Annotated in this window: 23 protein-coding genes and 1 tRNA gene; 22 read left to right on the top strand and 2 right to left on the bottom strand. The window is 43.8% G+C overall.

Going from position 1 to position 25,570, the window contains the following annotated elements; genetic code table 11:
• Positions 1 to 35 precede the first annotated feature (35 nt).
• The 7 genes from hisB to trxB all read left to right on the top strand — a co-directional run bounded on the left by hisB (position 36) and on the right by trxB (position 6,105).
• Positions 36 to 623 carry an imidazoleglycerol-phosphate dehydratase HisB gene (gene hisB / locus LCL96_RS20595; protein ID WP_224944842.1) on the top strand — a complete coding sequence of 196 codons (588 nt, stop codon included), beginning with the start codon at positions 36 to 38 and terminating at the stop codon, positions 621 to 623.
• Positions 624 to 626: 3 nt separating this feature from the next.
• Positions 627 to 1,262 (top strand): imidazole glycerol phosphate synthase subunit HisH, encoded by a 636-nt coding sequence (hisH, locus tag LCL96_RS20590; RefSeq protein ID WP_224944840.1) that lies wholly within the window; start codon positions 627 to 629, stop codon positions 1,260 to 1,262.
• The gene (hisA, locus tag LCL96_RS20585) at positions 1,259 to 1,993 is read left to right on the top strand and encodes a 1-(5-phosphoribosyl)-5-[(5-phosphoribosylamino)methylideneamino]imidazole-4-carboxamide isomerase (RefSeq protein WP_224944838.1); all 735 of its coding nucleotides are present in this window, start codon (positions 1,259 to 1,261) and stop codon (positions 1,991 to 1,993) included. Before hisH ends, hisA begins: the two co-directional genes overlap by 4 nt.
• The gene (hisF, locus tag LCL96_RS20580; protein ID WP_224944836.1) at positions 1,987 to 2,745 is read left to right on the top strand and encodes an imidazole glycerol phosphate synthase subunit HisF; all 759 of its coding nucleotides are present in this window, start codon (positions 1,987 to 1,989) and stop codon (positions 2,743 to 2,745) included. The genes hisA and hisF overlap by 7 nt, the downstream gene beginning before the upstream one ends.
• Complete coding sequence (gene hisIE / locus LCL96_RS20575; protein WP_224944834.1) at positions 2,742 to 3,371, top strand: bifunctional phosphoribosyl-AMP cyclohydrolase/phosphoribosyl-ATP diphosphatase HisIE; 630 nt, start codon at positions 2,742 to 2,744, stop codon at positions 3,369 to 3,371. The genes hisF and hisIE overlap by 4 nt, the downstream gene beginning before the upstream one ends.
• A gap of 124 nt (positions 3,372 to 3,495) precedes the next feature.
• On the top strand, positions 3,496 to 5,007 hold the full coding sequence (locus LCL96_RS20570; RefSeq protein WP_224944832.1) for a tetratricopeptide repeat protein: 1,512 nt from the start codon (positions 3,496 to 3,498) through the stop codon (positions 5,005 to 5,007).
• A gap of 150 nt (positions 5,008 to 5,157) precedes the next feature.
• The gene (trxB, locus tag LCL96_RS20565) at positions 5,158 to 6,105 is read left to right on the top strand and encodes a thioredoxin-disulfide reductase (protein ID WP_224944830.1); all 948 of its coding nucleotides are present in this window, start codon (positions 5,158 to 5,160) and stop codon (positions 6,103 to 6,105) included.
• Positions 6,106 to 6,158: 53 nt separating this feature from the next.
• Here trxB and LCL96_RS20560 read toward each other — a convergent pair whose 3' ends face one another.
• The gene (locus LCL96_RS20560; protein WP_224944828.1) at positions 6,159 to 6,311 is read right to left on the bottom strand and encodes a Fur-regulated basic protein FbpA; all 153 of its coding nucleotides are present in this window, start codon (positions 6,309 to 6,311) and stop codon (positions 6,159 to 6,161) included.
• A gap of 182 nt (positions 6,312 to 6,493) precedes the next feature.
• Between LCL96_RS20560 and LCL96_RS20555 the strand changes: the two genes are divergently transcribed.
• The 13 genes from LCL96_RS20555 (at position 6,494) to LCL96_RS20495 (ending at position 23,168) form a co-directional block, all read left to right on the top strand.
• Entirely contained in the window at positions 6,494 to 6,808 is a 315-nt protein-coding gene (locus tag LCL96_RS20555; protein ID WP_224944827.1) for a MerR family transcriptional regulator, read from the top strand.
• 391 nt (positions 6,809 to 7,199) lie between these two features.
• Positions 7,200 to 7,916 carry a GDSL-type esterase/lipase family protein gene (locus LCL96_RS20550; protein ID WP_224944825.1) on the top strand — a complete coding sequence of 239 codons (717 nt, stop codon included), beginning with the start codon at positions 7,200 to 7,202 and terminating at the stop codon, positions 7,914 to 7,916.
• 428 nt (positions 7,917 to 8,344) lie between these two features.
• On the top strand, positions 8,345 to 8,803 hold the full coding sequence (locus LCL96_RS20545; RefSeq protein ID WP_206857391.1) for an 8-oxo-dGTP diphosphatase: 459 nt from the start codon (positions 8,345 to 8,347) through the stop codon (positions 8,801 to 8,803).
• A 46-nt stretch (positions 8,804 to 8,849) separates the two neighbouring features.
• Positions 8,850 to 9,743: an RNase adapter RapZ gene (gene rapZ, locus LCL96_RS20540; RefSeq protein ID WP_098352017.1), complete on the top strand. Its 894-nt coding sequence runs from the start codon at positions 8,850 to 8,852 to the stop codon at positions 9,741 to 9,743.
• Complete coding sequence (locus LCL96_RS20535; protein WP_224944823.1) at positions 9,740 to 10,702, top strand: gluconeogenesis factor YvcK family protein; 963 nt, start codon at positions 9,740 to 9,742, stop codon at positions 10,700 to 10,702. Before rapZ ends, LCL96_RS20535 begins: the two co-directional genes overlap by 4 nt.
• 61 nt (positions 10,703 to 10,763) lie before the next feature.
• Positions 10,764 to 11,711, top strand: a complete 948-nt coding sequence (whiA, locus tag LCL96_RS20530; protein WP_224944821.1) for a DNA-binding protein WhiA — start codon at positions 10,764 to 10,766, stop codon at positions 11,709 to 11,711.
• 27 nt (positions 11,712 to 11,738) lie between these two features.
• Positions 11,739 to 11,996 (top strand): HPr family phosphocarrier protein, encoded by a 258-nt coding sequence (locus tag LCL96_RS20525; protein WP_224944819.1) that lies wholly within the window; start codon positions 11,739 to 11,741, stop codon positions 11,994 to 11,996.
• Between the two features lie 649 nt (positions 11,997 to 12,645).
• Positions 12,646 to 14,247, top strand: coding sequence for a diguanylate cyclase (locus LCL96_RS20520; protein ID WP_224944817.1), 1,602 nt, complete (start codon positions 12,646 to 12,648; stop codon positions 14,245 to 14,247).
• Positions 14,248 to 15,291, top strand: a complete 1,044-nt coding sequence (locus tag LCL96_RS23655; RefSeq protein WP_224944815.1) for a HEAT repeat domain-containing protein — start codon at positions 14,248 to 14,250, stop codon at positions 15,289 to 15,291.
• Positions 15,288 to 16,700, top strand: coding sequence for a glycosyltransferase family 2 protein (locus tag LCL96_RS20510; RefSeq protein ID WP_224944813.1), 1,413 nt, complete (start codon positions 15,288 to 15,290; stop codon positions 16,698 to 16,700). The genes LCL96_RS23655 and LCL96_RS20510 overlap by 4 nt, the downstream gene beginning before the upstream one ends.
• On the top strand, positions 16,697 to 19,930 hold the full coding sequence (locus LCL96_RS20505) for a hypothetical protein (RefSeq protein WP_224944811.1): 3,234 nt from the start codon (positions 16,697 to 16,699) through the stop codon (positions 19,928 to 19,930). The genes LCL96_RS20510 and LCL96_RS20505 overlap by 4 nt, the downstream gene beginning before the upstream one ends.
• A gap of 3 nt (positions 19,931 to 19,933) precedes the next feature.
• Entirely contained in the window at positions 19,934 to 20,305 is a 372-nt protein-coding gene (locus tag LCL96_RS20500) for a response regulator transcription factor (protein WP_224944809.1), read from the top strand.
• Positions 20,292 to 23,168 carry an ATP-binding protein gene (locus tag LCL96_RS20495; RefSeq protein ID WP_224944808.1) on the top strand — a complete coding sequence of 959 codons (2,877 nt, stop codon included), beginning with the start codon at positions 20,292 to 20,294 and terminating at the stop codon, positions 23,166 to 23,168. The genes LCL96_RS20500 and LCL96_RS20495 overlap by 14 nt, the downstream gene beginning before the upstream one ends.
• A gap of 44 nt (positions 23,169 to 23,212) precedes the next feature.
• Here the strand turns inward: LCL96_RS20495 and clpP are convergent, their stop codons facing one another.
• Complete coding sequence (gene clpP, locus LCL96_RS20490) at positions 23,213 to 23,809, bottom strand: ATP-dependent Clp endopeptidase proteolytic subunit ClpP (protein ID WP_044338279.1); 597 nt, start codon at positions 23,807 to 23,809, stop codon at positions 23,213 to 23,215.
• A 551-nt stretch (positions 23,810 to 24,360) separates the two neighbouring features.
• Here clpP and LCL96_RS20485 point away from each other — a divergent pair.
• Together LCL96_RS20485 and LCL96_RS20480 are read left to right on the top strand one after the other, a co-directional pair.
• A tRNA-Arg gene (locus LCL96_RS20485) sits at positions 24,361 to 24,432 on the top strand.
• Positions 24,433 to 24,961: 529 nt separating this feature from the next.
• Positions 24,962 to 25,561 (top strand): 3'-5' exonuclease, encoded by a 600-nt coding sequence (locus tag LCL96_RS20480; RefSeq protein WP_224944807.1) that lies wholly within the window; start codon positions 24,962 to 24,964, stop codon positions 25,559 to 25,561.
• Positions 25,562 to 25,570: the final 9 nt, after the last annotated feature.

Raw genomic sequence — 25,570 nt, 5'->3', positions numbered from 1 at the left:
TTTGGAAGGTCCGTCCCTACAAAAAGGAGGACAACATGGTGAGAAGTGCAGAGATTGTGCGTAAGACCAATGAGACTGACATCCGGTTGAGTTTTGGGGTCGATGGGGAAGGAAGCTCAAAGATCGAGACGGGGGTCCCGTTTATGAGTCATATGCTGGATTTGTTCACGAAGCACGGACAGTTCAATTGTACGATAGAAGCTAATGGTGATATTGAGGTCGATGATCATCATACGACAGAGGATATCGGGATTTGTTTGGGGCAGGCGCTACTTGAATCCCTTGGAGACAAAAAGGGTATCAAACGTTACGGATCTGCTATGGTTCCAATGGATGAAGCGCTCGCACAGGTCGTGGTGGATCTGAGTAACCGTCCGCACCTGGAATTCCGCGCAGAACTTCCAAGTCAGAAAGTCGGAACCTTCGATACGGAGCTCGTTCATGAATTCCTTTGGAAGCTGGCACTTGAAGCACGGATGAATCTGCATGTCATCGTTCATTATGGTCACAACACGCACCATATCATTGAAGCAATCTTTAAAGCGCTTGGCCGTGCCCTCGATGAAGCTACGACGATCGATCCCCGTGTCAAAGGGGTTCCGTCTACGAAGGGAATGTTATAGTTCATGATCGGAATTGTGGATTATGGAATGGGGAATCTGTTCAGCGTCAGCAAGGCTCTTGAACGCTTGAACGTCCCTTACTTCATAAGTGATGTACAAGAAGAATTAGTAAAAGCGGATGGGTTGATTTTACCGGGGGTAGGGGCATTTAAAGATGCCATGAACCTTCTTGAAACCACCCATTTAAAAGAGACGATCCTGACCTTCGCCGAAAGCGGGAAGCCTCTCCTTGGCATTTGTTTAGGCATGCAGCTGTTGTTTGAGGAAAGTAAGGAAAATGGAGCGACAAAGGGTTTGGCTCTCCTTCCTGGAGAAGTGATTCACATTCCGAAGGAGGACAGTGCAGGGAATGCTTTCAAAGTCCCTCACATGGGGTGGAATTTGCTTCGGTATGAGAAAAACTCTTCCCTTTTAGAAGGATTGACAGAAGGCTATGTGTACTTTGTTCATTCTTATTATGTGCATGAGGGATCAAAGGACGTCATTGTGGCAAGCGCGGATTATGCGGGCGTCACGATCCCTGCCGTCGTGAGTCGGGACAATATATACGGAATGCAGTTTCACCCTGAAAAAAGCGGTGAACTTGGCATGCAGCTGTTAGAAAACTTTACAAAACGGGTGAAGGAGGCGGTCTCATGAGTTTTACGATTTATCCAGCCATTGATATGCGGGGAGGGAAATGTGTTCGTCTCGTCCAGGGAGATTATAATCAGGAAACGATTTATGGAGATTCTCCATTTGATATGGCGAAGAAATTCGCCGATGAAGGGGCAGAGTGGATCCATATGGTCGATCTTGATGGGGCGAAGGAAGGCTCCCGGATTAATGATGAATTCGTGGTTGCCGTTGCAGAGAAACTCGATGCTAAGGTACAGATCGGTGGGGGCATCCGTTCCAAAGAAGATATCGAGCATTATTTGAACCGGGGTGTCGATCGTGTGATCATTGGCAGTATCGCCGTTTCGGACACAGAATTGGTAAAGGAATGGCTGTCTGAATATGGTGATCGTATCGCCATCGGGCTTGATGCGAAGGATGGCTATGTGGCGACCCATGGTTGGCTTGAAACGTCGAGCCTTAAAGCAGTCGATCTTGGAAAAGAACTGGCCGATGCCGGAGCCGAAACGTTTATCTTCACCGATATTGCTACAGACGGAATGCTATCTGGTCCCAATGTAGTAGCGATTGTGGAGCTGGCTGAACAAACGGGAAAATCAGTGATTGCGTCTGGTGGCATAAGCTCATTGGAAGACCTCAGGAATTTAAAAAAGAATGAATCCAGGGGCGTATCAGGAGCTATTTGCGGGAAATCGATTTATACAGGGAAATTCACTGTGAGTGAGGCTGTAAATGAGGTGAAATCATGTTAACAAAACGAATCGTTCCCTGCCTGGATGTGAAGGACGGGAGAGTGGTAAAAGGAATTCAGTTTGTGGAACTCCGCGATGCGGGTGATCCCGTTGAACTTGCGAAGGTCTATGACGAGCAAGGGGCGGATGAGCTAGTATTCCTTGATATCTCTGCTTCTCACGAAGGGCGGAAAACCATGGTGGAAGTCGTTCAGCATGTAGCTGCGGAGCTGGCGATTCCCTTCACCGTAGGCGGCGGAATCAATTCAGTGGAAGATATGAAAGCAATCCTCCGGGCAGGTGCAGATAAAGTTTCCCTTAACACAGCTGCCGTACTTCGGCCGGAACTTGTACGGGAAGGAGCCGATTATTTCGGATCTCAATGCATCGTTGTAGCGATTGATGCCAAGTATGATGAAGATAGCACGGGTTGGAAGGTGTATACCCACGGTGGAAGAAAGCTGAAGGACCTTGATGCCGTAGAATGGGCGAAAGAAGTGGAAGCTCTCGGTGCCGGGGAAATCTTACTCACGAGCATGGACAGTGACGGGGAGAAAAAAGGCTTCAATCTGGCTCTTACAAAGGCCGTCAGCGAAGCCGTCTCGATTCCTGTGATCGCTTCAGGGGGAGCAGGGAATGCGGATCATTTCAAAGATGTGTTTACTGAAGGCAAAGCGGATGCGGCCCTCGCAGCCTCCATTTTTCACTATAAAGAAACAAGTGTAGAAGAAGTAAAAAGCTACTTAAGAGAGCAGGAGGTGCACGTAAGATGACGAATAATGATTGGATTGCATCCGTGAAGTACGATGATAAAGGATTGGTGCCTGCCATCGTTCAGGATGCCAATACGAAGGATGTTTTGACACTGGCATATATGAATGAAACGTCTCTAAAGAAAACCGTTGAGACAGGAGAAACTTGGTTTTATTCCCGTTCGCGACAAGAGTTGTGGCATAAAGGCGAAACGAGCGGGAATACCCAAAGAGTCAGGAACATCACGTGGGATTGTGATCGCGATGCCCTTCTTGTCCTGGTCGATAAGAAAGGTCCTGCCTGCCATAAAGGGGAAGAAAGCTGCTTCCATGAAAATGTGTATGGTGAAGAGAAGTCATCAACAGAAAATATCCTTCTCACCCTTGAAAAACTTATTGAAAATCGTGAAATGGAGCGACCGGAAGGAGCCTACACGACCTACCTTTTTGAAGAAGGGGTAGACAAGATCCTTAAAAAAGTCGGCGAAGAAGCATCAGAAGTGATCATTGCCGCGAAGAACAGGGACAGCGAGGAACTGAAATGGGAAGTCGCAGACCTCTTTTACCACGTACTTGTCCTTCTAAGAGAACAAAAACTTCCACTCGAAGATGTACTGGGAGTCCTAGTGGAACGTCATAATAAATAACACCCTTGAGGGACGGACCTTCGTGCATGCGCGAAGGTCCGTCCCTCAAAATATGGTAGTTTAGTACGGGTGTATTGTATGATATACTACTGTAGTTATACTATGAACGTTTCGGAGGACTTTGATGAGAAAAGGGTCAAAATTAAGTAGTGAAGAAGCGAAAGTGTTGTCTTTTGTCCCGACTGGAGAGTATTACTACAACAAAGGGATGAAAGCTTATCAACGTCGAGAGCTTAAGAAATCGTTAAAATATTTAAATAGAGCGTTTCAATTAGAACCGATCGAACCGATGATTGCCTGTCAATTATCGATTGTGTATACAGAGCTTGGTGAATACAAGCGTTCCAATGACCTATTGCATAACATAATAGAGGATCTTGATCCCCATATGTCAGAATGTCACTATTTCCTGGCTAACAATTATGCTCATTTAGGCTTATTTAAAGAGGCGTACGAACAGGTCTCCACGTATCTGGAAAAAGAAGAGTACGGTGAATTTGTCGAAGATGCCGAAGATCTGCTGGAGCTTTTAGAGCTTGATTCCGATTTGATCGTGGATGATCTCTATGAGCATGATGAGCTCATCGTGCAGCAGGAAAAAGCGAGGGAACTCCTTGAATCCGGTCACTTCCAGAAAGCTGTGGATACCTTGCAGCAGGTGATCAAGGACTATCCGGAATTCTGGTCGGCTTATAACAATCTGGCACTTGCTTATTTCTATTTAGGGGAAGTGGATAAAGCGTCTGCCACCCTGGAAGAAGTGTTAGAAAAGAATCCTGGAAATCTTCATGCCCTGTGCAACACGGCCGTTTTTTATTTCTATCAAAAGCGCCATGATGAACTGGATGAATTGATCCAAGGTCTTGAGAAGGTCCGTCCCCTGCTTCATGAGCACCGTTATAAGCTCGGGGCCACGTTTGCCCTGATTGGTCATTCGAAAAAGGCCTATGAATGGTTGAAGTATCTTCAGAAGATCGGATTTGAAGGGGATGCGAGCTTTTATTATTGGTTGTCTTATTCAGCGCATGAGACGGGGCACGGGGATACTGCCCGTACAGCGTGGAAAAAGGTGTTGGAAATCAATCCTGAAAAAGAAGGACTCGAGCCCTGGAACGATCAGAAGAAAGCGGAGGGCTTTGAAAATCATGTAACATCGATTTTAAAAAAGCTTCAAAGTGACTATACCGAGGAGAAATTATTCGGTCTTTTCCTGACGTCCATCTCTGACAATCAACGGGCCATCCTCACTCATGCGGACTTTTGTGAAGTGGAGGACCTGTCGATCGTGGAAAAGGTTTATTTAGCCCAGGTGTTAAATAGCCATGGGAACAGTTCGATCAAAGTGAATCAGGAAATCCGTAATATGCATGAGGTCGCCCTGCACCTTTATGGTAATCATCGCCCGATTACGAGTGTGGAATCCGGCTTATTCCTAACGTGGTTCACCATTGCTTACCGGGGGATTAAAGAACGGGAAACCTTCAAGAATGCAAAAGCCTTCGCAGCGGCTACGGAATTTGTCTGGAATCGCCTGCGGAATGAGAAGGTCACGAAGAAACAGATTTGCGACCGGTTCAATGTCTCCACAAGTACATTGACAAAATATATAGAGGTCGTGGAAAGTTACCTTCCTTGAGCATATTTTTGGACGATATGTGTCTAATTTTTATAGGATAGGTGTAGGAAGTTAATACTATGGATGGAAGCCTGAAGCACCATAAGAGCCCTATCCATATGATTGAAATAAAGCATATGTTTATGAACGTTTCGGAAGGAGAATGTCATCATGTCTGAAGAAAAAATTTATGACGTAATCATTGTAGGTGCAGGCCCTGCAGGTATGACTGCAGCTGTTTACACGTCACGTGCCAGCCTTTCAACGCTTATGCTTGAAAGAGGAGTACCGGGCGGACAAATGGCGAATACGGAAGAAGTGGAGAACTATCCTGGCTTCGACCATATTCTAGGTCCTGATCTTTCTAATAAAATGTTTGATCATGCGAAAAAATTCGGTGCGGAATACGCTTACGGAGACATCAAAGAAATCGTGGACGGCGAGGATTTTAAAACCGTTAAAACCGGTTCCAAGGAATTCAAGGCCCGTGCCGTGATCATCACAACAGGTGCAGAGTACAAAAAAATCGGCGTTCCTGGTGAAAAAGAACTGGGCGGTCGTGGAGTATCTTACTGTGCCGTATGTGACGGAGCATTCTTTAAAGGAAAAGACCTTGTCGTAGTCGGTGGAGGGGACTCTGCCGTGGAAGAGGGAGTTTACCTGACAAGATTCGCCAACAAAGTGACGATCGTTCACCGTCGTGACGAACTGCGTGCCCAAAAGATCCTGCAACAGCGCGCCTTCGATAACGAGAAAGTTGATTTCATCTGGAACCATACCGTGAAAGAAATCAATGACAAAGACGGAAAAGTCGGAAGTGTGACGCTTGTGTCCACTGAAAACGGAGAAGAAAAAGACTTCCAAGCGGATGGTGTCTTCATTTACATCGGAATGCTTCCGTTGACGAAGCCATTTGCCAACCTTGGAATCATCAACTCTGAAGGATACATCGAAACAAACGAACAAATGGAAACAAAGGTTCCTGGAATCTTTGCAGCCGGTGATGTCCGTGAAAAACAACTCCGTCAAATCGTGACAGCAACAGGTGACGGCAGTATTGCCGCTCAAACAGCTCAGCACTATATCGAAGAGCTGAAAGAAAAAGTTAAAAACGGATGAATTATAAAAGCCTTACGAAAGGGATTCACCTTTCGTAAGGCTTTTTTTATAAGTCAATTCTTCTTATGCTTATTAAACACATACACCAACTCCGAAAGCGTCAGCTTCTGTAATCCTTTATCACATGACTTGTAAACACCAGCTTCTACTAACCGACGAATAAATTGCTGCCTCTGTCGTTCAACGGCTTCACGTAAAAAGGGCATGCGTGTTCACTCCTTTTGAATTCTTATTGGTAGTGTAAGGTGGTTTTCATGATAAATCATCTACCTTGTAAAGTTTTCTACCAATTTAGAATTCTTTGTCAAGTTTTCTAACATAATAGTCCAAAGAGGAGTAGGAGACATGTATAATCAAGATATTCCCTGTTTAGGAGGATGAGGACAACGTGGACAATGAACCTTCCTATAAGGATAAAAAAGTGATATCCATCGGAGTTGTGAGCGAATTGACCGGTTTGACCGAGAGGAAGATCCGCTACTATGAAGAGAAAAACCTGATCTTTCCACATCGCTCCAACAGGGGCTATCGGAAGTACTCCTTTTCTGATGTGGAACGATTGATGGATATCGCCGATCAGCGTGAAGAAGGAGTAACGACGAAGGAAATCAAATATGAACTAACGAGAAAAGAGAGAAAAGAAGCAAAGCAAAAAATGATCAAGGGACAGTTGAATGCGCGGTTCGGGGTACAGAAGAAATGAATGAGAGGGACGGACCTCTGGCTGGGGTCGTGGGGGGATGTGCTGCTAAAATGTAAATCGGCTGGTTTATTTCCGATTTCGGCTGGATCTAACTCGAAAACAGCTGAATTCTCGTCCGTTTCGGCTTGTTTCTTGCCCGAATCGGCCGGATTTCTCTGAACGCCTCCCCGATCATACCCCGCTAAGCATGTGGGAGATACCGCTCCTCACGAAAATTCAACGAGAATCATCTCAACAATCATAAAGAAATATCAATTTCTAACCTGAAAAAACATGATAACCAATCCTACCACCACACTTCCAAAAATAAACAAGATTACACCTCTTCCAAAAGGGAATAACGTCTATTATGAACGTCATCTAAAGTTTATTGCGGAAGGTTGGATCAACTATGAAAGTGCTGAAATTTGCAGCAATCGCTGTCTTATTTGCCCTTATCCCCGTCATCTATTTCAGTTTTTTTGCCGACGAGACGGAGTCATCTACGAAGAAACGTGTCATTGCTTTAGGCGATTCTCTCACATATGGATACGGTGATAAGAAAGAAGAAGGTTATATCGGCCGATTAGAAGAGAAAGTAAATCAACAACATACGAAGAGGTCGTATCACTTTCAAAATCTTGGGATACCCGGGCAGCAGTCGGATCAGTTACTCGCTCAGATCGTGAAGCCCGATGTTGCCGAGGATTTAAGTGAAGCGGATGTATTTATCATCAATATCGGAACCAATGATTTAATTAAAAACAATGGTGGAGACCTGTTTCCTTTACATCACGACGAAATCATGGATGCAAAAAAGGATTTTCTCGACCATCTGGATAAAACCCTGAATATTGTCGGGACAGCGAATAAGGATGCGGACATTATCGTTTTGGGCTTATATAATCCATATCCGGACAAGGACAGTGATAAGATCGAAGCATACGTGGACGATTGGAATAAATCGATGATGAAAGAAGTTAAAAAGCATGAAAATGTGAAATACGTTTCTACGAATCCATTGTTTAAAGGGAAGTCCAAAGAGAACTATTTTCATGACTCCCTGCATCCCAATGGGAAAGGGTATGAATTAATTGCAGATCGGATTATGAAGAACTATGACTTTTAACCTGGTTTTGACAGGATTCGCGAGGATTCGAGAGAAATTGTAAAATCTCGTTGGAAACATTAACATTCCGTAATACCGTTTTAAATCTGTTGTAACACTAGTGAAACAATTTTCGGGTAATATAGAAAATAAGAAATTGACCCCCTTTTAAGTAATAAATCCCGTAGACGACACAGGACTCGCCTGTGTCTATTTTTTTGCTCTTTTTTACCTGTTATAGTCACTCCAGTGCTCTGTATCAATGATATACAACAACTGATCCTGTCAAAACCTGTCCTATTATCTTTCGATTCCATTCGACATGTTCCTCCGCAAGCCAAGACATTGTAGCTTGTCTACAATCATAGTATAATGTAAGCAACGAGATTGACTGTAAATGGGATGGATGCATATATCACTCCCGAATCATCAAGATTGAGGTGAAGGTAGTGCAACGTGTCACAAATTGTTTATATCTGGATGGGGACAAGGTGCTCCTTCTCCAAAAACCAAGAAGGAACTGGTGGGTCGCTCCTGGTGGAAAGATGGAGTCTGGTGAATCGATCAGGGATGCCGTGATTCGCGAATATCGTGAGGAAACGGGTATTTACTTGAAAAATCCTGATTTGAAAGGCGTCTTTACGTTTATCATCAAAGATGGCGATCAAATCGTATCGGAGTGGATGATGTTCTCCTTCTTTGCAACAGAAGCAGATGGAGTCAATCTGCAGGAATCAGAAGAAGGCAAGATCAAATGGCATCCAATCGAAGAGATCAAGAATTTGCCGATGGCTGAAGGAGATTATCATATTCTCGACTACCTCTTGCATGGAAAGAATACGATTTATGGAACGTTTACCTATACTCCTGATTTTAAATTATTGTCATATCGACTGGATCCAAGTTAAACAACGAACTTTTATATAGATCATTACGATTAAGGTGGGGAAGAGTATGAGTACAGGTTCTACAAACGACGTTCAATTGGTCATCATAACGGGGATGTCCGGGGCAGGTAAGACTGTTGCCATTCAGAGCTTTGAGGATTTAGGATTCTTCTGTGTGGACAATCTACCACCCACTCTTCTTCCAAAATTCTTGGAACTGATGAAAGAGTCCGGTAATAAAATGAATAAGGTCGCCCTTGTCATGGACCTCAGAGGAAGAGAGTTCTTCGATCATCTATTCAAAGCATTAGACGAACTGGCGGAAACCTCATGGGTATCCCCTCAGATCCTTTATCTCGATGCAGATGATTCTTCCCTTGTCAGACGATACAAGGAAACGCGCCGTTCCCATCCGCTGGCTCCTTCGGGACTGCCCCTTGAAGGGATCCGTCAGGAAAGGGAGCTTCTTGAAGAGTTGAAGGGGCGCGCGCAGTTGATATATACCACTTCCACTATGAAGCCAAGAGAGCTTCGGGAAAAAATTCTAACGGAATTCTCGGTGAATAAGAAGACGATTTTCACGGTGAATGTCGTATCATTCGGATTTAAGCACGGGATTCCCATCGATGCCGACCTGGTATTTGATGTACGATTCCTCCCGAATCCTCATTACATCGATCATATGAGGCCGAAGACGGGATTGGATGAAGAAGTGTCGACGTATGTGCTGAAATGGAATGAAACGAATAAATTCATTGAAAAAGTAACCGACCTGCTATCGTTCATGCTTCCCCAATACAAGCGGGAAGGAAAGAGTCAGCTTGTCGTTGCGATCGGTTGTACAGGCGGGCAGCATCGTTCGGTTGCGTTAGCAGAATATCTTGGACATCATTTTGAAAAAGACTATCAAACGAAAATTTCTCATCGAGACATTCAGAAGAGAAAGGGTCTAACAACATGACACATACACCCAAGGTCGTCGTAATCGGGGGAGGAACGGGCTTACCGGTCCTTCTCAGGGGATTGAAACGACACCCGATTGATATATCGGCCATCGTCACCGTCGCTGATGACGGTGGCAGTTCCGGTCGTTTGCGGGACAGCTTGGATATACCTCCACCGGGGGATATACGGAATGTCCTTGCTGCTCTTTCAGAAGTAGAGCCATTGGTTGAACAAATGTTTCAGCATCGTTTTGAAACGACGAATGAACTTTCCGGCCATGCACTGGGAAATCTGATCATTGCGGCACTCGCCTCCATCACTGGGGACTTCGTTCATGCGATCCAGGAAATGAGCAGGGTGTTGAATGTGAAGGGCAAGGTGCTGCCGTCGGCGAATCAAAGTGTCATCTTGAAGGCTGAAATGGAAGATGGAACGATTGTGACGGGAGAGTCCGCTATCCCGAAAGCCGGGAAGAAAATCAAACGTGTCTTCCTGAAGCCGGACAGCATCAAGGCGTTAGGGGAAACCCTGCGTGCCATCAAGGAAGCTGATTTAATTGTGATGGGACCGGGAAGCCTATATACTAGTATCTTACCGAATCTTCTTGTCCCTGGAATTGGCGAAGCCGTCTGCAGGGCGGAAGCGAAGAAGATGTATATTTGCAACATCATGACACAGGCGGGGGAGACCCTGGATTATTCAGCAAGCGACCACGTGAAGGCTTTATACGATCATTTGGAAACGCCGAGCATCGATTATATCTTGGTGAACAAAAAGCAGGTGCCCAAAGAGGTGCAGGAAAGATATAATGAAGAACAGGCGAGCCCCGTTCACTTTGATGTGGATAAATTAAAGGCTATGGGGCTGGAAGTGATTGCCGAAGAGATTCTCTCTTATGACAACCATCTCGTTCGTCATAACACAGAAAAAGTCGCGGATATTATTTATTCTTATCTTAAAGATACAAACCCTTGATACACAAACGAAAATTTCTTGTGTATAAGGTTGTGCAAGCGTTTGCTAGGAGGTGATGGGGATGTCGTTTGCGTCCGAAACAAAAAAAGAACTGACCAATATTGAAGTGAAGGATTGCTGTGCGAATGCAGAGCTGTCCGCATTGATTCGTATGAATGGTTCATTATCCTTCTCGAATCAAATGCTCGTCGTCAATATTCAAACCGAAAACGCCGCCATTGCCAGAAGAATCTATACACTGATCAAAAAAGGGTACGACACCCCGGTAGAGCTTCTGGTGCGAAAGAAGATGCGGCTGAAGAAGAATAATGTCTATATAGTACGAATCAAAGAAGATACAAAGATGATCCTTGAAGACTTGAATATACTGGGTGAACATTTCACCTTTATCCATAATATATCGGAAAACCTGATCAAGAAGAAATGCTGTAGACGTTCATATTTACGGGGAGCGTTTCTGGCAGGCGGTTCAGTGAATAACCCGGAAACGTCATCGTATCATTTAGAAATCTTTTCTCTTTATTCTGAACACAACGAGGCGTTGTCCGAGCTGATGAATTCCTTCGGATTGAACAGTAAGACCCTTGAAAGGAAAAAGGGCTTCATCACGTATTTGAAGGAAGCAGAAAAAATCACGGAGTTCCTGAATATAATAGGAGCTCACAGTGCCTTGCTTCGATTTGAAGACGTGCGGATTGTCCGTGATATGCGAAATTCCGTTAATCGTCTTGTGAATTGCGAGACGGCTAATTTAAATAAAACCATCGGGGCAGCTTTAAGGCAGGTTGAAAACATCAAGTTTATCGAAAAGCATGTAGGATTACAGGTTTTACCCGATAAACTAAGAGAAATCGCCGAGCTTAGAGTGAATTATCAAGATGTCACGTTGAAGGAACTTGGGGAAATGGTGTCAGGCGGTACCATCAGTAAGTCAGGAATCAATCACCGCTTACGGAAAATTGATCAGCTGGCAGAGAAGTTAAGAGCGGGAGAAAAGCTGAATACTTAATTAAGGACAAAGGGGAGAGAAATAGTTATGGTGGAAAAACAAGTAGAAGTGAAATTGAAGACGGGTCTTCAAGCAAGACCGGCGGCATTATTCGTACAAGAGGCAAACCGTTTCTCATCTGAAATTTTCTTGGAAAAGGATGGGAAGAAAGTTAATGCGAAAAGCATCATGGGCTTAATGAGCCTGGCCATCTCCAAAGGCTCAGATATCAAACTTGTGGCCGACGGAAGCGACGAAGAAGAAGCCTTGGTCGCCCTAGAAGGATTCGTCCAAAAAGAAGCATAACATCAACCTCACAAAAAGCCGATGACCAGGGAGTGGTCATCGGCTTTTTTTTAGTGCGTTGTTTTTTTATAGTCAGACTGAAAGGTTTCATTATGTCTTCATCACTTCTAACCACATTCTAATAGCTGAAATGATTACCTAAAGTAAAATGTTTTTTTCTTCACCACATCATGTAGCTCTGTCACCAAAAACTGTATAGAGGTTGAGGGGAAATGCGTAGACTCCTACGGAAAACGGGCGTGCCGAGACCCCGGAAGCGTTTTTTGCTGAGGAGGCTCGGCCGAACGTCCGTGGGAAGCGAAGCAGTTCCCCTCATCCTCCAGCACATGCTAGATGACAGAGCAATTGCAAATCATAGTCCGTGTGAAGACTCCGATAATCATGGTGAAAAGAGTTTACTTAAAGTAATAACCAACTAATCCTTTCGAACCTTTTTCCCAATTATTTCACATCCAGAATGGATGTCTTCCCATTTTTTTGATACATTGAACTTTTCAGGATAAATGAAGAAAAAGTCACATAATATTTCCATCCCCAACCTATTAAACTAGCGAATCCGAGAGTATAATGAAATAAGTTTGGAATACAATTACTACGTTGCTTATGGTCAATTTAAAATGAAGTTTACGATAAAGGAAGACGATGCCGAATGGAAAAATACACAAAGCATTTCTTTAATAATGTACGAAAAAAACTGGGAGAGTGGGAAACAGCGGGATCGGTCCCTCATGAAGAGGTATACCGGTTCATTCATTCCATGGCTGGATCCGCCTCGGTACTTGGCTTACATAAAATCGGGGATCTGGCCCGTGAATTGCTGGATCAGCATAATGAGAAGGAAGAGCGGATGTGGACGGTTTCAGAAGTAAAGGAAGAACTGTTCGAAATTATTCAGTACTGTTATCACTATGAAGAGGAAACCATTGAAGTATTCCCCGGCAAGCAGAGTCGGGATGGGGAAGAGCCTGTGGTATTAATCATTGATGATGATACGTCTTTCCTCATGTATATGAAGGAAGAGCTCGAAAAGATCGGATGGTATGTTGTCCCCATTGCCAATCCTGACAAGGCCATCATGTCCTACTACGATGTGAAGCCGGATTGTGCCATCATCGATATTTATATGGATGGGACGAATGGATTCGAAGTGCTTGATTTTTTTAAGAAAAAATTGAAGCAGCAGTTCATCCCCACTGTCATGGTGAGTGCGGAGAACAGTAAGGAAGTCCGTATCAAAAGCTATCAGATGGGGGCGGACGATTTTATAGCCAAGCCCTTTGACCTTGAAGAGTTTATTGTGCGTGTGAAAAGGCAGATGGAACGAAAGAAACAGATGGAAGAACTTGTGCTGATCGATGAGCTGACCATGGTGTATAACCGTAAATATCTGGGACAGGCGTACGCACAGGTGCAGAGTAACTCGGCAAGGAACGGTGATTCGTATTGCGTGGCCGTCCTTGATATTGATCATTTTAAAGGAGTGAACGACCGGTACGGACATCTGGTAGGGGATCGGGTCTTAAAGGGGTTTGCCTCACACCTGAAGACGGAAACGAGAATCCAGGACACCGTCTTCCGCTTCGGTGGAGAAGAATTTGTTATCCTGTTCCCTAATACTTCGTTAAAGGAAGCGTACACGTTTGTCGATATTATTCGTAAGGGGTTCAGTCAAGTAGTGTTCCAAGGGGATGAGGACTTCTCCTGCACATTCTCTGCAGGGGTGGCGGAGATTGCTGATCCGACAAAGCCTTTCGATACTTGGCTTAAGCTTGCCGATAACGCTCTATATGAGGCGAAGAGCAGTGGCAGAAACGTCGTGAAGGTGGATGGGAAGGCAAGCGAGCATTCTCCTCACAAAACGATGAAGATCGCCATCGTCGATGATGATCCGATCATCCGGACGGTGATGAAGGACATCGTATCGAAGCTGCCGGGTGAACCTCATATTCAGTATGACATCCAGACATTTCAAGATGGAGCGGCCTTTGTGGGGTCAGACTGGCATGGTAAACATCCTTGCCTCGTCATTTTAGACGGGGTGATGCCGAAGATGGATGGTCTTGAAGTATTAGAAAACATTCGTTCAAGAAGTAATTCCGACCGGTACAAGGTGCTCATGCTGACGTCACGGAAGAGTGAAAAAGACATTTCGAGATCCCTTCAGCTCGGAGCCGATGATTATATGACGAAACCGTTTAAACTACTAGAGCTTGAAGCCCGTTTGGGTCAAATGCTGAAAAGGATGAGGTAAGTGTACTCTCAGGAACTTTTTTATTTTTCAATAGTACTGCTCGGTTTGCTGATGGTGTTAACAGGACTGTGCCTGTATTTAATAATAAAGAAGATGATGGATAATAAGAAGCGGGTGACGATTGAGAAATATAAAGAGGAGTATCAATCAGCCCTTTTTCAATATTTACAAGAGGGTGTTGGGGACGAAGGTTTCCAGAATAGCTCGCCCTTACAAACCAGGGCGTTGGTGGAATTATTGGCGGGCTTTTCAAAGGTTATCTCTTCACCCGGCATTCAGGAGCGGTTGCAATGGTTTGCAGAAAACCATTTTCAACCGTTTATTTTGTCTCAGTTACGGCACAGAAGATGGAGTATCCGGATGAATGCCCTTTACTGGATTCAGGATTTCAAGATGAGAAGTATGAAAGAACCATTGAAGGAGCTCCGGGGATCTGGATACATGAGCAAATCGGAAGAAATTCAATTATTGAAATTGGATGTGCTCTTCGATGATCAGGAGCTGCTGCCGCGATTGACGGACACGAAGCATGAGCTGACGGAGTTTGAGTACAGTCTGCTGTTTCAGTCTTTCGGGAAAGATCAGTTCCAACCATTGGTATACGCTTTTGATGAATTACCGGAAGTGATGAAATTTGCCCTCATCGATTCGATCGGGGTGATGAATCGAATGGAACATGTAGGTTTCCTGGAGCGGTTATTGTCTGAGGACTCTACTGAATTGAGGGTACGTGCATTAAAGGCAGTGGTGGGTATGGAATTTTATCTGAACGTACCGAAACTTTCCTCTCATTTACGTGCTGAATCCTGGCAGGAACGATTGATGGCCCTTAAAGCATGTGAGTACATCCGTTCTCCGAAACTGACTCCTTATTTGAAGGAACTAATGAGCGACCCGTCATTTTATGTTAGGTCCCAGGCAGCTCAATCCCTCTTGCGTCTTGCGGACGGTAAAGTTGTGTTAGGGGAAATCGCTGTCCATGCCGAAGATGAATATGCGAGGGATATGGCGGAACAGTGGCTTGAAAGGGGGGCGGTTACATGAACATCTTTGCAGACTGGGGAAATATCATGATGTTCATCGGATGGTTCGTTTTGATTTATATGATACTGGTTATCTCTTTTTATACGATTCTTCTCGTGATATCCCTCTTTCAATTGAGGAAAACCTATGGTCTTGATGAATGGGAACCGTACGAGGAGCTCCTGCATCTGCATCAGACCAAGCCGGTGTCGATACTCGTACCTGCTTACAATGAATCAGTGGGGATCATGGCAACGGTGAGATCTCTCCTAAGCATTGAGTACCCCGAATATGAAATCATCATCATTAACGACGGCTCCACCGATGATTCTCTGGAAAAACTCATAGAGTCGTTTCAATTGGTGAAAATCAAGTGGGTCATCCGTCAACAATTGGAAACACAGCCGGTGAGGGGTGTTTATCAATCGAAACTATATAAAAACCTCCTGGTGATCGACAAAGAAAATGGAGGGAAAGCTGATGCCTTGAACGCCGGGATCAACGTATCAAACTTTCCTTATTTCTGCTCTATCGATGGAGACTCGGTGCTTGAGAGGACCGCTTTTCTGAAAGTGATGAAACCGATTGTTGAATCCGACGGGGAAGTCATTGCATCCGGTGGAAGCATCCGTATTGCCAATGGATGTGAAATTGAAAGCGGGGAAATCGTCAAAGTCGGGCTTTCCCGATCACCGCTTGTTGTTATGCAGGTGATTGAGTATTTAAGAGCATTCCTGATGGGTAGAATCGGTTTAAGTAGGCACAATCTACTCCTAATTGTATCGGGGGCATTCGGTGTTTTCTCAAAGCGTTGGGTCGTCGATGCCGGTGGATACTCCCATACCGTGGGGGAAGACATGGAGCTAGTTGTCAGGCTTCACCGATATGTAAAGGAACAAAAAGCAAATAAAAAAATCGTTTATGTTCCCGACCCCGTAAGCTGGACGGAGGCGCCTGAATCCCTGAAATACTTGAGGCGTCAACGGAGCAGATGGCATCGCGGATTATTTGAGAGCCTCTGGATACACCGTAAGCTCCTGTTCAATCCGAAGTACGGTTCGATCGGGATGGTGTCCATGCCCTATTTTTTAATCATTGAATTCTTTGGACCAGTTGTTGAATTGATGGGGTACATCATCATGATTCTCTCCATCTTTCTAGGCGGGGTATATCTCGAGTTTGCCATTCTATTATTCTTGTTATCCATTCTTTATGGGTCGGTATTGTCCATGGCAGCCGTCCTCCTTGAAGAATGGTCCGTCAGAAAGTTCCCGAAAGCATCTGACATCGCCCGACTATTTGCCTATTCACTGACCGAGACGTTATGGTATCGTCCTCTCACCGTTTTCTGGAGATGTGAGGGAATCCTTGACGTGATACGCAAAAAAAGAGGCTGGGGAGAAATGGCGAGAAAAGGAGTTTCAAAATGACAAAGCTGAAATCTTATTCATTTGTCTTGTTCATCGTCGGCATCGTGCTGCTGATTTCTGCCCCTTTTTGGCTATGGCAGGTGAAGGGTGAGAAGGATCTGGATCTGTTGATCATTGATAAGACGGTGCCTGATACCACGTACAGGGAACATAAAGGGCTTATGTGGCTTCTGAATCAACAGAAATATGTTCAAACAGACGGGAAACGATATGATTTAAAAAAAGACTATATCGGATTTGTTCCGAAAAAGGACCAAACCTTCGATATTAAAAATATCCCTTCATCCACTGACCGGTATGATGCGGTCTACATAGCCGATACGTATGGCGTGTATGAAGAAGAGTTCCATAATAAAAATGTCTCCGGTAAGCGGTCCTCCAAACTTTACGGAGGATTGACCGATCAGGATATGGACGCATTAAAAGACATGGCGATGAAGGATGGAAAGACTTTGATCGCCGAGTTCAATTCCATGGCACAGCCTACGGAAGAAGAAACGAGGAATAAATTTTACTCTCTTTTCAATTTGGAATGGTCCGGCTGGATCGGCAGGTACTTTCCTGAACTGGAAAATAGCGAAGTGCCTCAATGGGTTAGGGATAATTACGAGAAGCAGTATGAAGAGACATACAATTTCAATGGTCCAGGGTATGTCCTGGTGGACGAAAATGATCGTCTCGTCGTGTTGGACAAGAAAGACATCGGAAAGAAGGGTGTTGTATTTTCAACTACCTCAGAGGGTGAGAAGTTGATCGGCGAAGAAATCAGCACCCCGTATTCCTACTGGTTTGATATCGTTGAAGCGATCAATTCGGATGAGGTCATGGCAAACTATACGCTGTCATTGTCAAAGAGCGGGAAGGACACCATGAAAGCCTTGAATCTGCCGGTGACATTTCCAGCTGTTGTTCATGGACAGAACCGTCAATACGACACGTACTACTTTAGCGGAGATTATGCGGATCAGGCAGATGTGCCGGACCTTTATCAAACCGTGGGATTCTCTTCTTGGAGAAAGTGGACGGGGTCATCCAAACCTGATGATACATCCCAATTTTACTGGAAGGCCTATACTCCGATGATGAAGGCGATCCTTAAGGATATCCAAAAGGAAAGTGGCAATAAGAAGAAGGAAACCGTCGAAATCACGGATGAAAATGGTCTGAAGCTTGCAGGAAAGACAGGCACTGACTACATTCAGGTGAAGAAGGACGGAAAATGGGAAGACCTCCTTATTAAAGGGGTGAATATGGGAATCGCAAGGCCGGGTTCATTTCCAGGCGAAACAGCGATCTCAAAAGAGGAATACATGAGATGGTTCAAGCAAATCGGAGCGATGAATGCAAATGCCCTCCGGATTTACACCATCCACCCTCCCGAATTTTATGAAGCCTTTTATGAATATAACCAGATGGCGGATAAGCCATTGTATTTATTCCACGGGGTATGGGTCAATGAAGAGATTTTCTTGAAGTCTGAAGATGCCTTTGCAAAAGAGAACAGTGACGAATTTGCATCGGAAATCAAAAAGACCATCGATCTCGTTCATGGGAACGCAGAAATACCCGAACGGAAAGGTCATGCGTCCGGATCTTACACTTATGATATCTCCCCTTACGTCCTAGGTTGGATTTTCGGGGTGGAGTGGGATCCCGAGGTGGTCCTTGCGACAAATGATAAGCATCAAGGACTCCAGGATTTCAAGGGTGAGTACATTGAAACGGAAAAGGCTCAGCCATTTGAAATCTGGCTGACAGAAAGAATGAACGAAGGAATTAAATATGAAACCGATACGTATCAGTGGCAAAGGCCTGTAAGTTTTACTAACTGGGTCACGACTGATCTGTTGGATCATCCGAGTGAGCCTTTGGAGAAGGAAGACATGGTGTCCGTAAATCCGAACGTCATGAAGGGAACCGACAAATTGAGAACCGGTTTATTTGCTTCCTATCATATCTATCCATATTATCCGGATTTTCTGAATTACGAGACGAAGTATATCGACTATATCGACCAACGGGGAGAAAAGAACAACTATGCAGGCTATTTGAATGATATGAAAAAAGCCCATTCCATGCCGTTGGTAGTGGCGGAGTTCGGTGTCCCGGGATCAAGGGGACTTACTCACAAAAACGTCTACGGTATGGATCAGGGACATCATTCAGAAAAAGAGCAGGGTGAAATCGATCGCCGATTATTCGAAGATATCGTCGAAGAGAAAATGGCTGGTGGAATGGTCTTCGCCTGGCAGGATGAGTGGTTCAAACGGACATGGAATACGATGGACTATGACAATCCGGACAGGCGGCCGTTCTGGCAGAATGCCCAAACGAATGAGCAGCAGTTCGGGATGTTAAGCTTCGACCCCGGTCAAAGTAAAACCGATATGATCCATGTGGATGGAAGATCGGAAGACTGGACCTATAATGGGATCAAACCGGCTTACAACAAAGAAGGGCACAGCATGTATATGACAAGCGATGAACGCTTTGTGTATGTAAGGCTCGATTCGGAAGAGATTTCTGAAGGGAAAGACACCTATCTTCTGTTCGATACGATTGGGGATCAGGGGCAATCCACGATTCCGGATGTGCCGGCTGTTTCCACCAAAGGAGTGGACTTTGCTCTTCACATAAAAGGAACAAAGAAAGCCCGTTTATGGATCGACAGCTATTATGATACCCATCACTATCAGTATGGTCATGTCCTCAATATGATCAAAAAAGAGACCTATGCGAAAGTGAAAGATAACGGGACATATCATCCGATCCGATTGACGTTAAATAAATCTCTGGATGTAGAAGGAGATACAATCCCGTTTCAGTCCTATGAAACAGGAGTTCTTCAGTTCGGAACATCGAACCCTCAGGATAAAGACTATAATTCTTTAACAGACATCAGTGTCGATTCTTCTGAAGGTCGATATGAGATCAGGATTCCTTGGCAGTTACTAAATATAAAGGATCCGAGTTTGAAAGAAGCAGTGGGGGATATCTGGTCCGGTAAAGGATTGCAAAGTTCAACCACGCTGGAATCCATTAAGGTCGGAGTATATGAAACAGGTGGAGGAAAGGAATTCTCCTATCCTGCTCAAAATCAAGACGGGTTCATGGACCCTCAACAATTCTATCCATACTCCTGGGATACGTGGGACCAACCAGTTTCCCATGAACGATTGAAACAGTCTTATTATGAAATGAAAAAGGCATTTGAGAAAGAAGGGGAATAACAAATGGCAAGAATTCTAATAGCGGAAGATGAAGAAGTCCTGCGTATGTTAATGGTGGATACACTCGAAGACGAAGGGCATGAGCTGGATGAAGCAGCTGACGGTCAGGAGGCGATTGATCAAATCATGGAGAATGAGTACGACCTCATTCTCCTCGACTATATGATGCCTCTGTTGACTGGCCTGGAAGTGATCGAAAAGGTGAGGAACTCATCTGAAAAAAGTACGGTGAAGATCATGATGGTGTCTGCCAAGAGTCAACAGACCGATAAAGATCTCGTATTGAAATCGGGAGCAGATTATTTCATTGCCAAACCGTACAGTCCGGCAGAGCTCGTTCAGCGGATCGAGGATATCTTGAATGAAGAAAGTTAGGGATTTATTTCAAACAAGTTTACGTAATCAATTTATTGGATTGATGAGCGGTTTTATTATTATTTTCTTCATTGGAGCTGCGTGTTTGTACATGTACGATCAATCCATTGGAAATGCGTATCAGGTAAAAAGGGATCAGCTCAATCAAAAAGAAGATGTGGCTGAGCAATTGGACAGAGACTTTCAAAGGGCTTTCTTTGATGCGAGGGGATATCTTGCATTTGGGAGAGAGACGTTTAAAGAAAGTATTTTCATACAGGAGAAAAAAGTAGCTGACACGCTAAGTAAGTTAAAGGAATCTCAAACAGAGCCTGATGATCAACTCTTCGTAAAAGATGCGGAGGAATTTTCTAATCTATATTTCAAGGATATGGTTCCGCCTGTTATCAGCAATTATGAAAAAGGGGATTTCGAAGCGGTAAAAGAGGCTTCTGCCAGTGGGGCAACAGCCACTATCGAAACCTTTCAAACCCAACTCAATATGTATGCAGACTCCATTGAACAAACTAAGAGACACGCCTATGACGAATTGAAACGAAAAGAGTCCTTAAGTCAGACAGCCTTTGTTGTCTTTATATTTCTGATGCTCCTTGTTCTGATGAGGATGATGAGAATGATCGCGAAGCAAATTGGTCAGCCTCTCAATCAAGTAGCTTCAGCAGCAGAGCAAATTGCAGAAAACGATGCATACCAGCAATGGAACTTTGAAAATAAAAGAAAAGATGAAATCGGTAAAATGTCCAGGGCATTTGAAAAGATGATTTATAAAATCCAGGAGAAGGAAGAGCATCTCCTGGCTCAGAATGAAGAATTGCAGGCTCAGCAGGATGAGCTGGAATCCCAGCAATCGGAGCTTGAGCACTTATTGAATATGACGAAGAACCGTGAATCGCAGCTGGAGCGGAGAAATGAGTTCATCCATGGGATCTCGAGTTCTCTGAATAAACAAGAAGTATTAGTGAGCATTGTGAAAAGTATGAGTCAAGTGATGGGAGCTTCCCGGGGGATGATTGTCCTTATGGATGATCAGAAGTCCAACGCGTCGTTTGGAATTTCCGAAAAAGGTGCAGAACAGTTCTTGGCATACATTTATAACGGCATCCATCAACGATTATTTGATTCGAAAGAACCCTTCTCACTCAAGCGGGAGATGACGCCGTCCGAGAAAGGGTATCATGAAGAAACGCTTTACTCGTACGACCTATTCTTACCAGTCCTGTCAGCCGACCAGCGAGTGGAAGCGATCATGGTATTCAGTCGCTTTGGACATGATTTCGCTAAGCAGGAATTGGCTGAGTATACGAGCCTTGCCAAGCAAATCTCTATTTCATTGCAGAAGATCACCCTGTTCGAAGAGACTGAGGCGAACCGTCAATTAACGCAGGATATTCTCGACAATATTCAAGAGGGGATACAACTCATAGATAAAGATGGCAACAACTTATTGATGAATAAAAAATTGTCAGCTCTAATCGAAAGTGAAATTGATGTTCTTAAACAGTCATGCTATCAAACCTGGAAACAGGCCCTGATTGATCGGGTAGAAGACAAAGAGAAACTGGATGAGTATTATGAATCGATCGTGAAACAAGGGAAGACAGGTAAACATCTCTTAACCTATCACCTCGAGGACAGTAAAGAAGTCTTCCAGGTATACTCGGAATCTCTCTATCGCGGGGAGGAGCAGATCGGTACCATATTCGTCCATCGGAATATCACGAAAGAATTCGAAGTCGATCAAATGAAATCGGAGTTCGTGAGCACGGTCAGTCATGAGCTTCGCACTCCATTGTCAAGCGTGCTTGGTTTTACGGAATTGATGCTGACAAAAGAGTTAAAACCGGAAAGAACAAAGAAATATTTAACGACAATTTATCAAGAAGCGAAGAGATTGACGTCTCTCATCAACGACTTCCTTGACGTCCAGCGCATGGAGTCGGGGCGCCAAACCTTTGAGCGTAAATTTGAGGATGTTGTCCCGATCATGCAACATGTGATCCATACCCAAAAGGTCAATGCACCTCTGCATTCGTTTAATATCGCAAGGGAGACGGATTGTACGATCGTCCTTGGAGATCGGGATAAGTTGTCCCAGGCGTTCACTAATCTGATCAGCAATGCCATCAAGTATTCACCTGATGGTGGGACCATTACCGTTATGTTCCGTGAAGGAGAAGAATGCATCATCATCGATATTCGGGATGAAGGACTTGGCATACCACAGGAGGCAATTCCAAACCTGTTCACCAAATTTTATCGGGTCGATAATTCCGATCAGAGAAGAATTGGCGGTACCGGATTGGGGCTTACCATCGTGAAGGAAATCATCGAAACCCATGAAGGGAAAATCACGGTTTCATCCCAAGAAGGGAAAGGCAGTGTGTTCACTATCCGCTTGCCGATTGTCACCATCGAAACCTTTAAGGAGGATGAACATGGTGGGGATGGCATGAATATCATTGTCATTGAAGATGATATCAATCTGGCATCTTTACTCAAAGCCGAACTATCCGACAGTGGCTTCAAAGTGAAGCATACCCCGTCGGGAAGCGAAGCCTTAACCAAAATGCAAGAGGAGAAGCCTGATGCCGTCGTCCTCGATATTATGCTTGAAGGAAGTATGTCGGGTTGGGATGTGTTAGAAGAAATGAAATCGAATGAAGCCCTTTCTCACGTCCCGATCATCGTATCTTCGGCACTGGATGAGAAAGAAAAAGGACTCACACTGGGAGCCAATGACTATCTGGTCAAACCTTATCATCCCAGCAGGTTATCTAAAACCATCCTGCACCTTTTATTGAAAAAAGGGATGAACGGTGAAATTCTGGTGCCTGTATGTGATAAGAAGACTAAAAAAGAATAAAATAAAAAGCCCTTCGCATAATGTTGCGAAGGGCTTTGAATGTTTTACTTATTATTCATTTCGTTACGCGTGATGATACGATCGATCAATCCATATTCAAGCGCTCTTTCAGCTGTCATGAAGTTATCGCGATCCGTATCTTTTGAAATTACTTCAAGTGGTTGACCAGTACGATCAGCCAGGATTTGATTTAATTTCTCACGAAGGAATAGAATGCGCTTCGCAGCGATTTCAATTTCCGTCGCCTGACCTTGAGCTCCACCAAGTGGTTGGTGAATCATAACTTCAGCATTTGGAAGGGCTAATCGCTTGCCTTTTGCGCCTGCTGCAAGAAGGAACGCACCCATTGAAGCCGCCATACCGATACAGATTGTTTGTACATCAGGCTTGATGTATTGGATCGTATCATAGATGGCCATACCCGCTGTGATGCTTCCACCAGGAGAGTTTATGTAGATGGAAATATCCTTCTCCGGGTTTTCAGATTCAAGGAAAAGAAGCTGTGCAACGATGGAGTTCGCCACATTATCATCAATGCCGCTTCCAAGCATGATGACACGGTCTTTTAACAAACGTGAATAGATGTCATACGCACGCTCACCGCGGTTTGTTTGTTCAATTACTGTAGGAATTAAATTCATCCTCGTTCCTCCTTAGAAATCCTTTTTTATTTTTTTAAGTTACTTATTCACTTTGTACTGTTATCATACACCCATGGTCAATAAAGGTCAAACTAAACGATTCCTTTATGACCCTGTATATAAATCCTTTCTACATGATACCCATTCATTCCTTTTTTAAACGGGGTGTTTTGGGAAGTTTGTTGTTATTTAGGTAGGTAGACTGGATTGAAGAATAACTGTTTTTAATCGAGGATGTTGAGTCTTGCTCAATGGTATTTACTCCTAACAAAGTTTAGAGTGAATCATGGACCGTTTCTTTCCGCTGCAGGCACTTGCTTTCCTCTAGTCCCGCAGGAGTCAAGTGCCTTCCGCTTCAATCCACTCTGTAGTTCTGAATAGGGATAGAATATGAGTGAGGAATACTGATCTAGAAAACTTTTTTGCAAATTCCCATTTCAATTTTTAATAGATATTAATGGGTAATCAAAAAAAGACATAAACCATAATATCTATTGCAAACAAGCAATTTCTACCTTATAATATATATTCGTGACGGTTAATTATTACATGCCCTCGTGGTGCAACGGATAGCACGTAAGATTCCGGTTCTTAAAATGGGGGTTCGATTCCCTCCGAGGGCGTACCAGTAATACGGATATGAAGGTGTTTCTACAAGTTTTAAAATTTGTGGGAGCACTTTTTTTGTGCCTGAATCAAGGGTATTTTAGGTAAGGAAATACCTCGAGTTATACTTGGTATACTAAAAGCACCTTGCTCTCATAGTAATTGGAGGTTTCCAACATACACGGGAAACACTCTCAATACTTTCATGTGGTATCTCGAGGATAAAAGTTCTCCTCTTTAAAATTCAACCTTGTAAAAAACGATTATCTTATATATAGATACAGAAGAAATTCCCTAGAAAAAGTTATTTGCAATTTTTTATATTGTATAATTATATATTATTCCTATTTTGAAGAAGTGCCGGATCAGTTTTGAGTAATATACATAGGAAAGTTACAAGACACGCAAAAAAAGATTTAATTGTTGAGATTTAATGGTTTTGCAATAAGATACTTCGCCCTGCACAAGAATAGTCAGAGATGAGGAAAAGAAGAGGAATTGATATAGCAAAGAAGAACAAATCTTAAACCGGGATGGTGGCTTCGTATGAAGGATTTTGTAGCTTTTGATTTTGAAACGGCTAATCGTGCAAGACACAGTATATGCTCAGTCGGAATGGTATTTGTAGAAAATGGAGAAATTGTCGATTCGATTTATCAATTAATCGATCCAGAAGAGAAATTTGATAATTTTAATATCAGAATACATGGAATTCAACCACAAGATGTTAAAGGCGCGATGACGTTCGATGCTTTCTATCATTCTATCAAGGGGAAAATAGATAATAAGTTGATGATTGCTCATAATCTTTCCTTCGATGGATACGCTTTGAGGGATAATTTAGCTCGTTATGAAATGAAGCCCGTATACAACCAATTTCTCTGCACATATCAAATGTCCAGAAAAATGGTGAAGGGTCTTCCTGCCTATCAGCTATCACCTCTTTGTACATATTTTGGAATACAATTAGATAATCACCATCATGCTGCAGATGATGCTAAAGCATGCGCTCAAGTAATGCTAAAGCTAGCAGAAGAGTACAAGATTACGGACTTTGATTCTCTCTACAATAAAACTCGAATTAAACCTGGAGAAATATCCGAAGGCATCTATCGCTCTTCATTAGTAAGTAAACCTGCTAAATAACTCAACTTT

The organism is Rossellomorea aquimaris (assembly GCF_020172085.1).
Lineage (GTDB): Bacteria > Bacillota > Bacilli > Bacillales > Bacillaceae_B > Rossellomorea > Rossellomorea aquimaris_E.
The sequence above is the reverse complement of the archived record's forward strand: the minus strand, read 5'-3'. Positions and strand labels throughout refer to the sequence as shown.

Coding starts and splice junctions, on each gene's coding strand:
- hisB (WP_224944842.1), top strand. CDS start 36: ATGGTGAGAAGTGCAGAGATTGTGCGTAAGACCAATGAGACTGACATC.
- hisH (WP_224944840.1), top strand. CDS start 627: ATGATCGGAATTGTGGATTATGGAATGGGGAATCTGTTCAGCGTCAGC.
- hisA (WP_224944838.1), top strand. CDS start 1,259: ATGAGTTTTACGATTTATCCAGCCATTGATATGCGGGGAGGGAAATGT.
- hisF (WP_224944836.1), top strand. CDS start 1,987: ATGTTAACAAAACGAATCGTTCCCTGCCTGGATGTGAAGGACGGGAGA.
- hisIE (WP_224944834.1), top strand. CDS start 2,742: ATGACGAATAATGATTGGATTGCATCCGTGAAGTACGATGATAAAGGA.
- LCL96_RS20570 (WP_224944832.1), top strand. CDS start 3,496: ATGAGAAAAGGGTCAAAATTAAGTAGTGAAGAAGCGAAAGTGTTGTCT.
- trxB (WP_224944830.1), top strand. CDS start 5,158: ATGTCTGAAGAAAAAATTTATGACGTAATCATTGTAGGTGCAGGCCCT.
- LCL96_RS20560 (WP_224944828.1), bottom strand. CDS start 6,311: ATGCCCTTTTTACGTGAAGCCGTTGAACGACAGAGGCAGCAATTTATT.
- LCL96_RS20550 (WP_224944825.1), top strand. CDS start 7,200: ATGAAAGTGCTGAAATTTGCAGCAATCGCTGTCTTATTTGCCCTTATC.
- rapZ (WP_098352017.1), top strand. CDS start 8,850: ATGAGTACAGGTTCTACAAACGACGTTCAATTGGTCATCATAACGGGG.
- LCL96_RS20535 (WP_224944823.1), top strand. CDS start 9,740: ATGACACATACACCCAAGGTCGTCGTAATCGGGGGAGGAACGGGCTTA.
- whiA (WP_224944821.1), top strand. CDS start 10,764: ATGTCGTTTGCGTCCGAAACAAAAAAAGAACTGACCAATATTGAAGTG.
- LCL96_RS20525 (WP_224944819.1), top strand. CDS start 11,739: ATGGTGGAAAAACAAGTAGAAGTGAAATTGAAGACGGGTCTTCAAGCA.
- LCL96_RS20520 (WP_224944817.1), top strand. CDS start 12,646: ATGGAAAAATACACAAAGCATTTCTTTAATAATGTACGAAAAAAACTG.
- LCL96_RS20510 (WP_224944813.1), top strand. CDS start 15,288: ATGAACATCTTTGCAGACTGGGGAAATATCATGATGTTCATCGGATGG.
- LCL96_RS20505 (WP_224944811.1), top strand. CDS start 16,697: ATGACAAAGCTGAAATCTTATTCATTTGTCTTGTTCATCGTCGGCATC.
- LCL96_RS20500 (WP_224944809.1), top strand. CDS start 19,934: ATGGCAAGAATTCTAATAGCGGAAGATGAAGAAGTCCTGCGTATGTTA.
- LCL96_RS20495 (WP_224944808.1), top strand. CDS start 20,292: ATGAAGAAAGTTAGGGATTTATTTCAAACAAGTTTACGTAATCAATTT.
- clpP (WP_044338279.1), bottom strand. CDS start 23,809: ATGAATTTAATTCCTACAGTAATTGAACAAACAAACCGCGGTGAGCGT.
- LCL96_RS20480 (WP_224944807.1), top strand. CDS start 24,962: ATGAAGGATTTTGTAGCTTTTGATTTTGAAACGGCTAATCGTGCAAGA.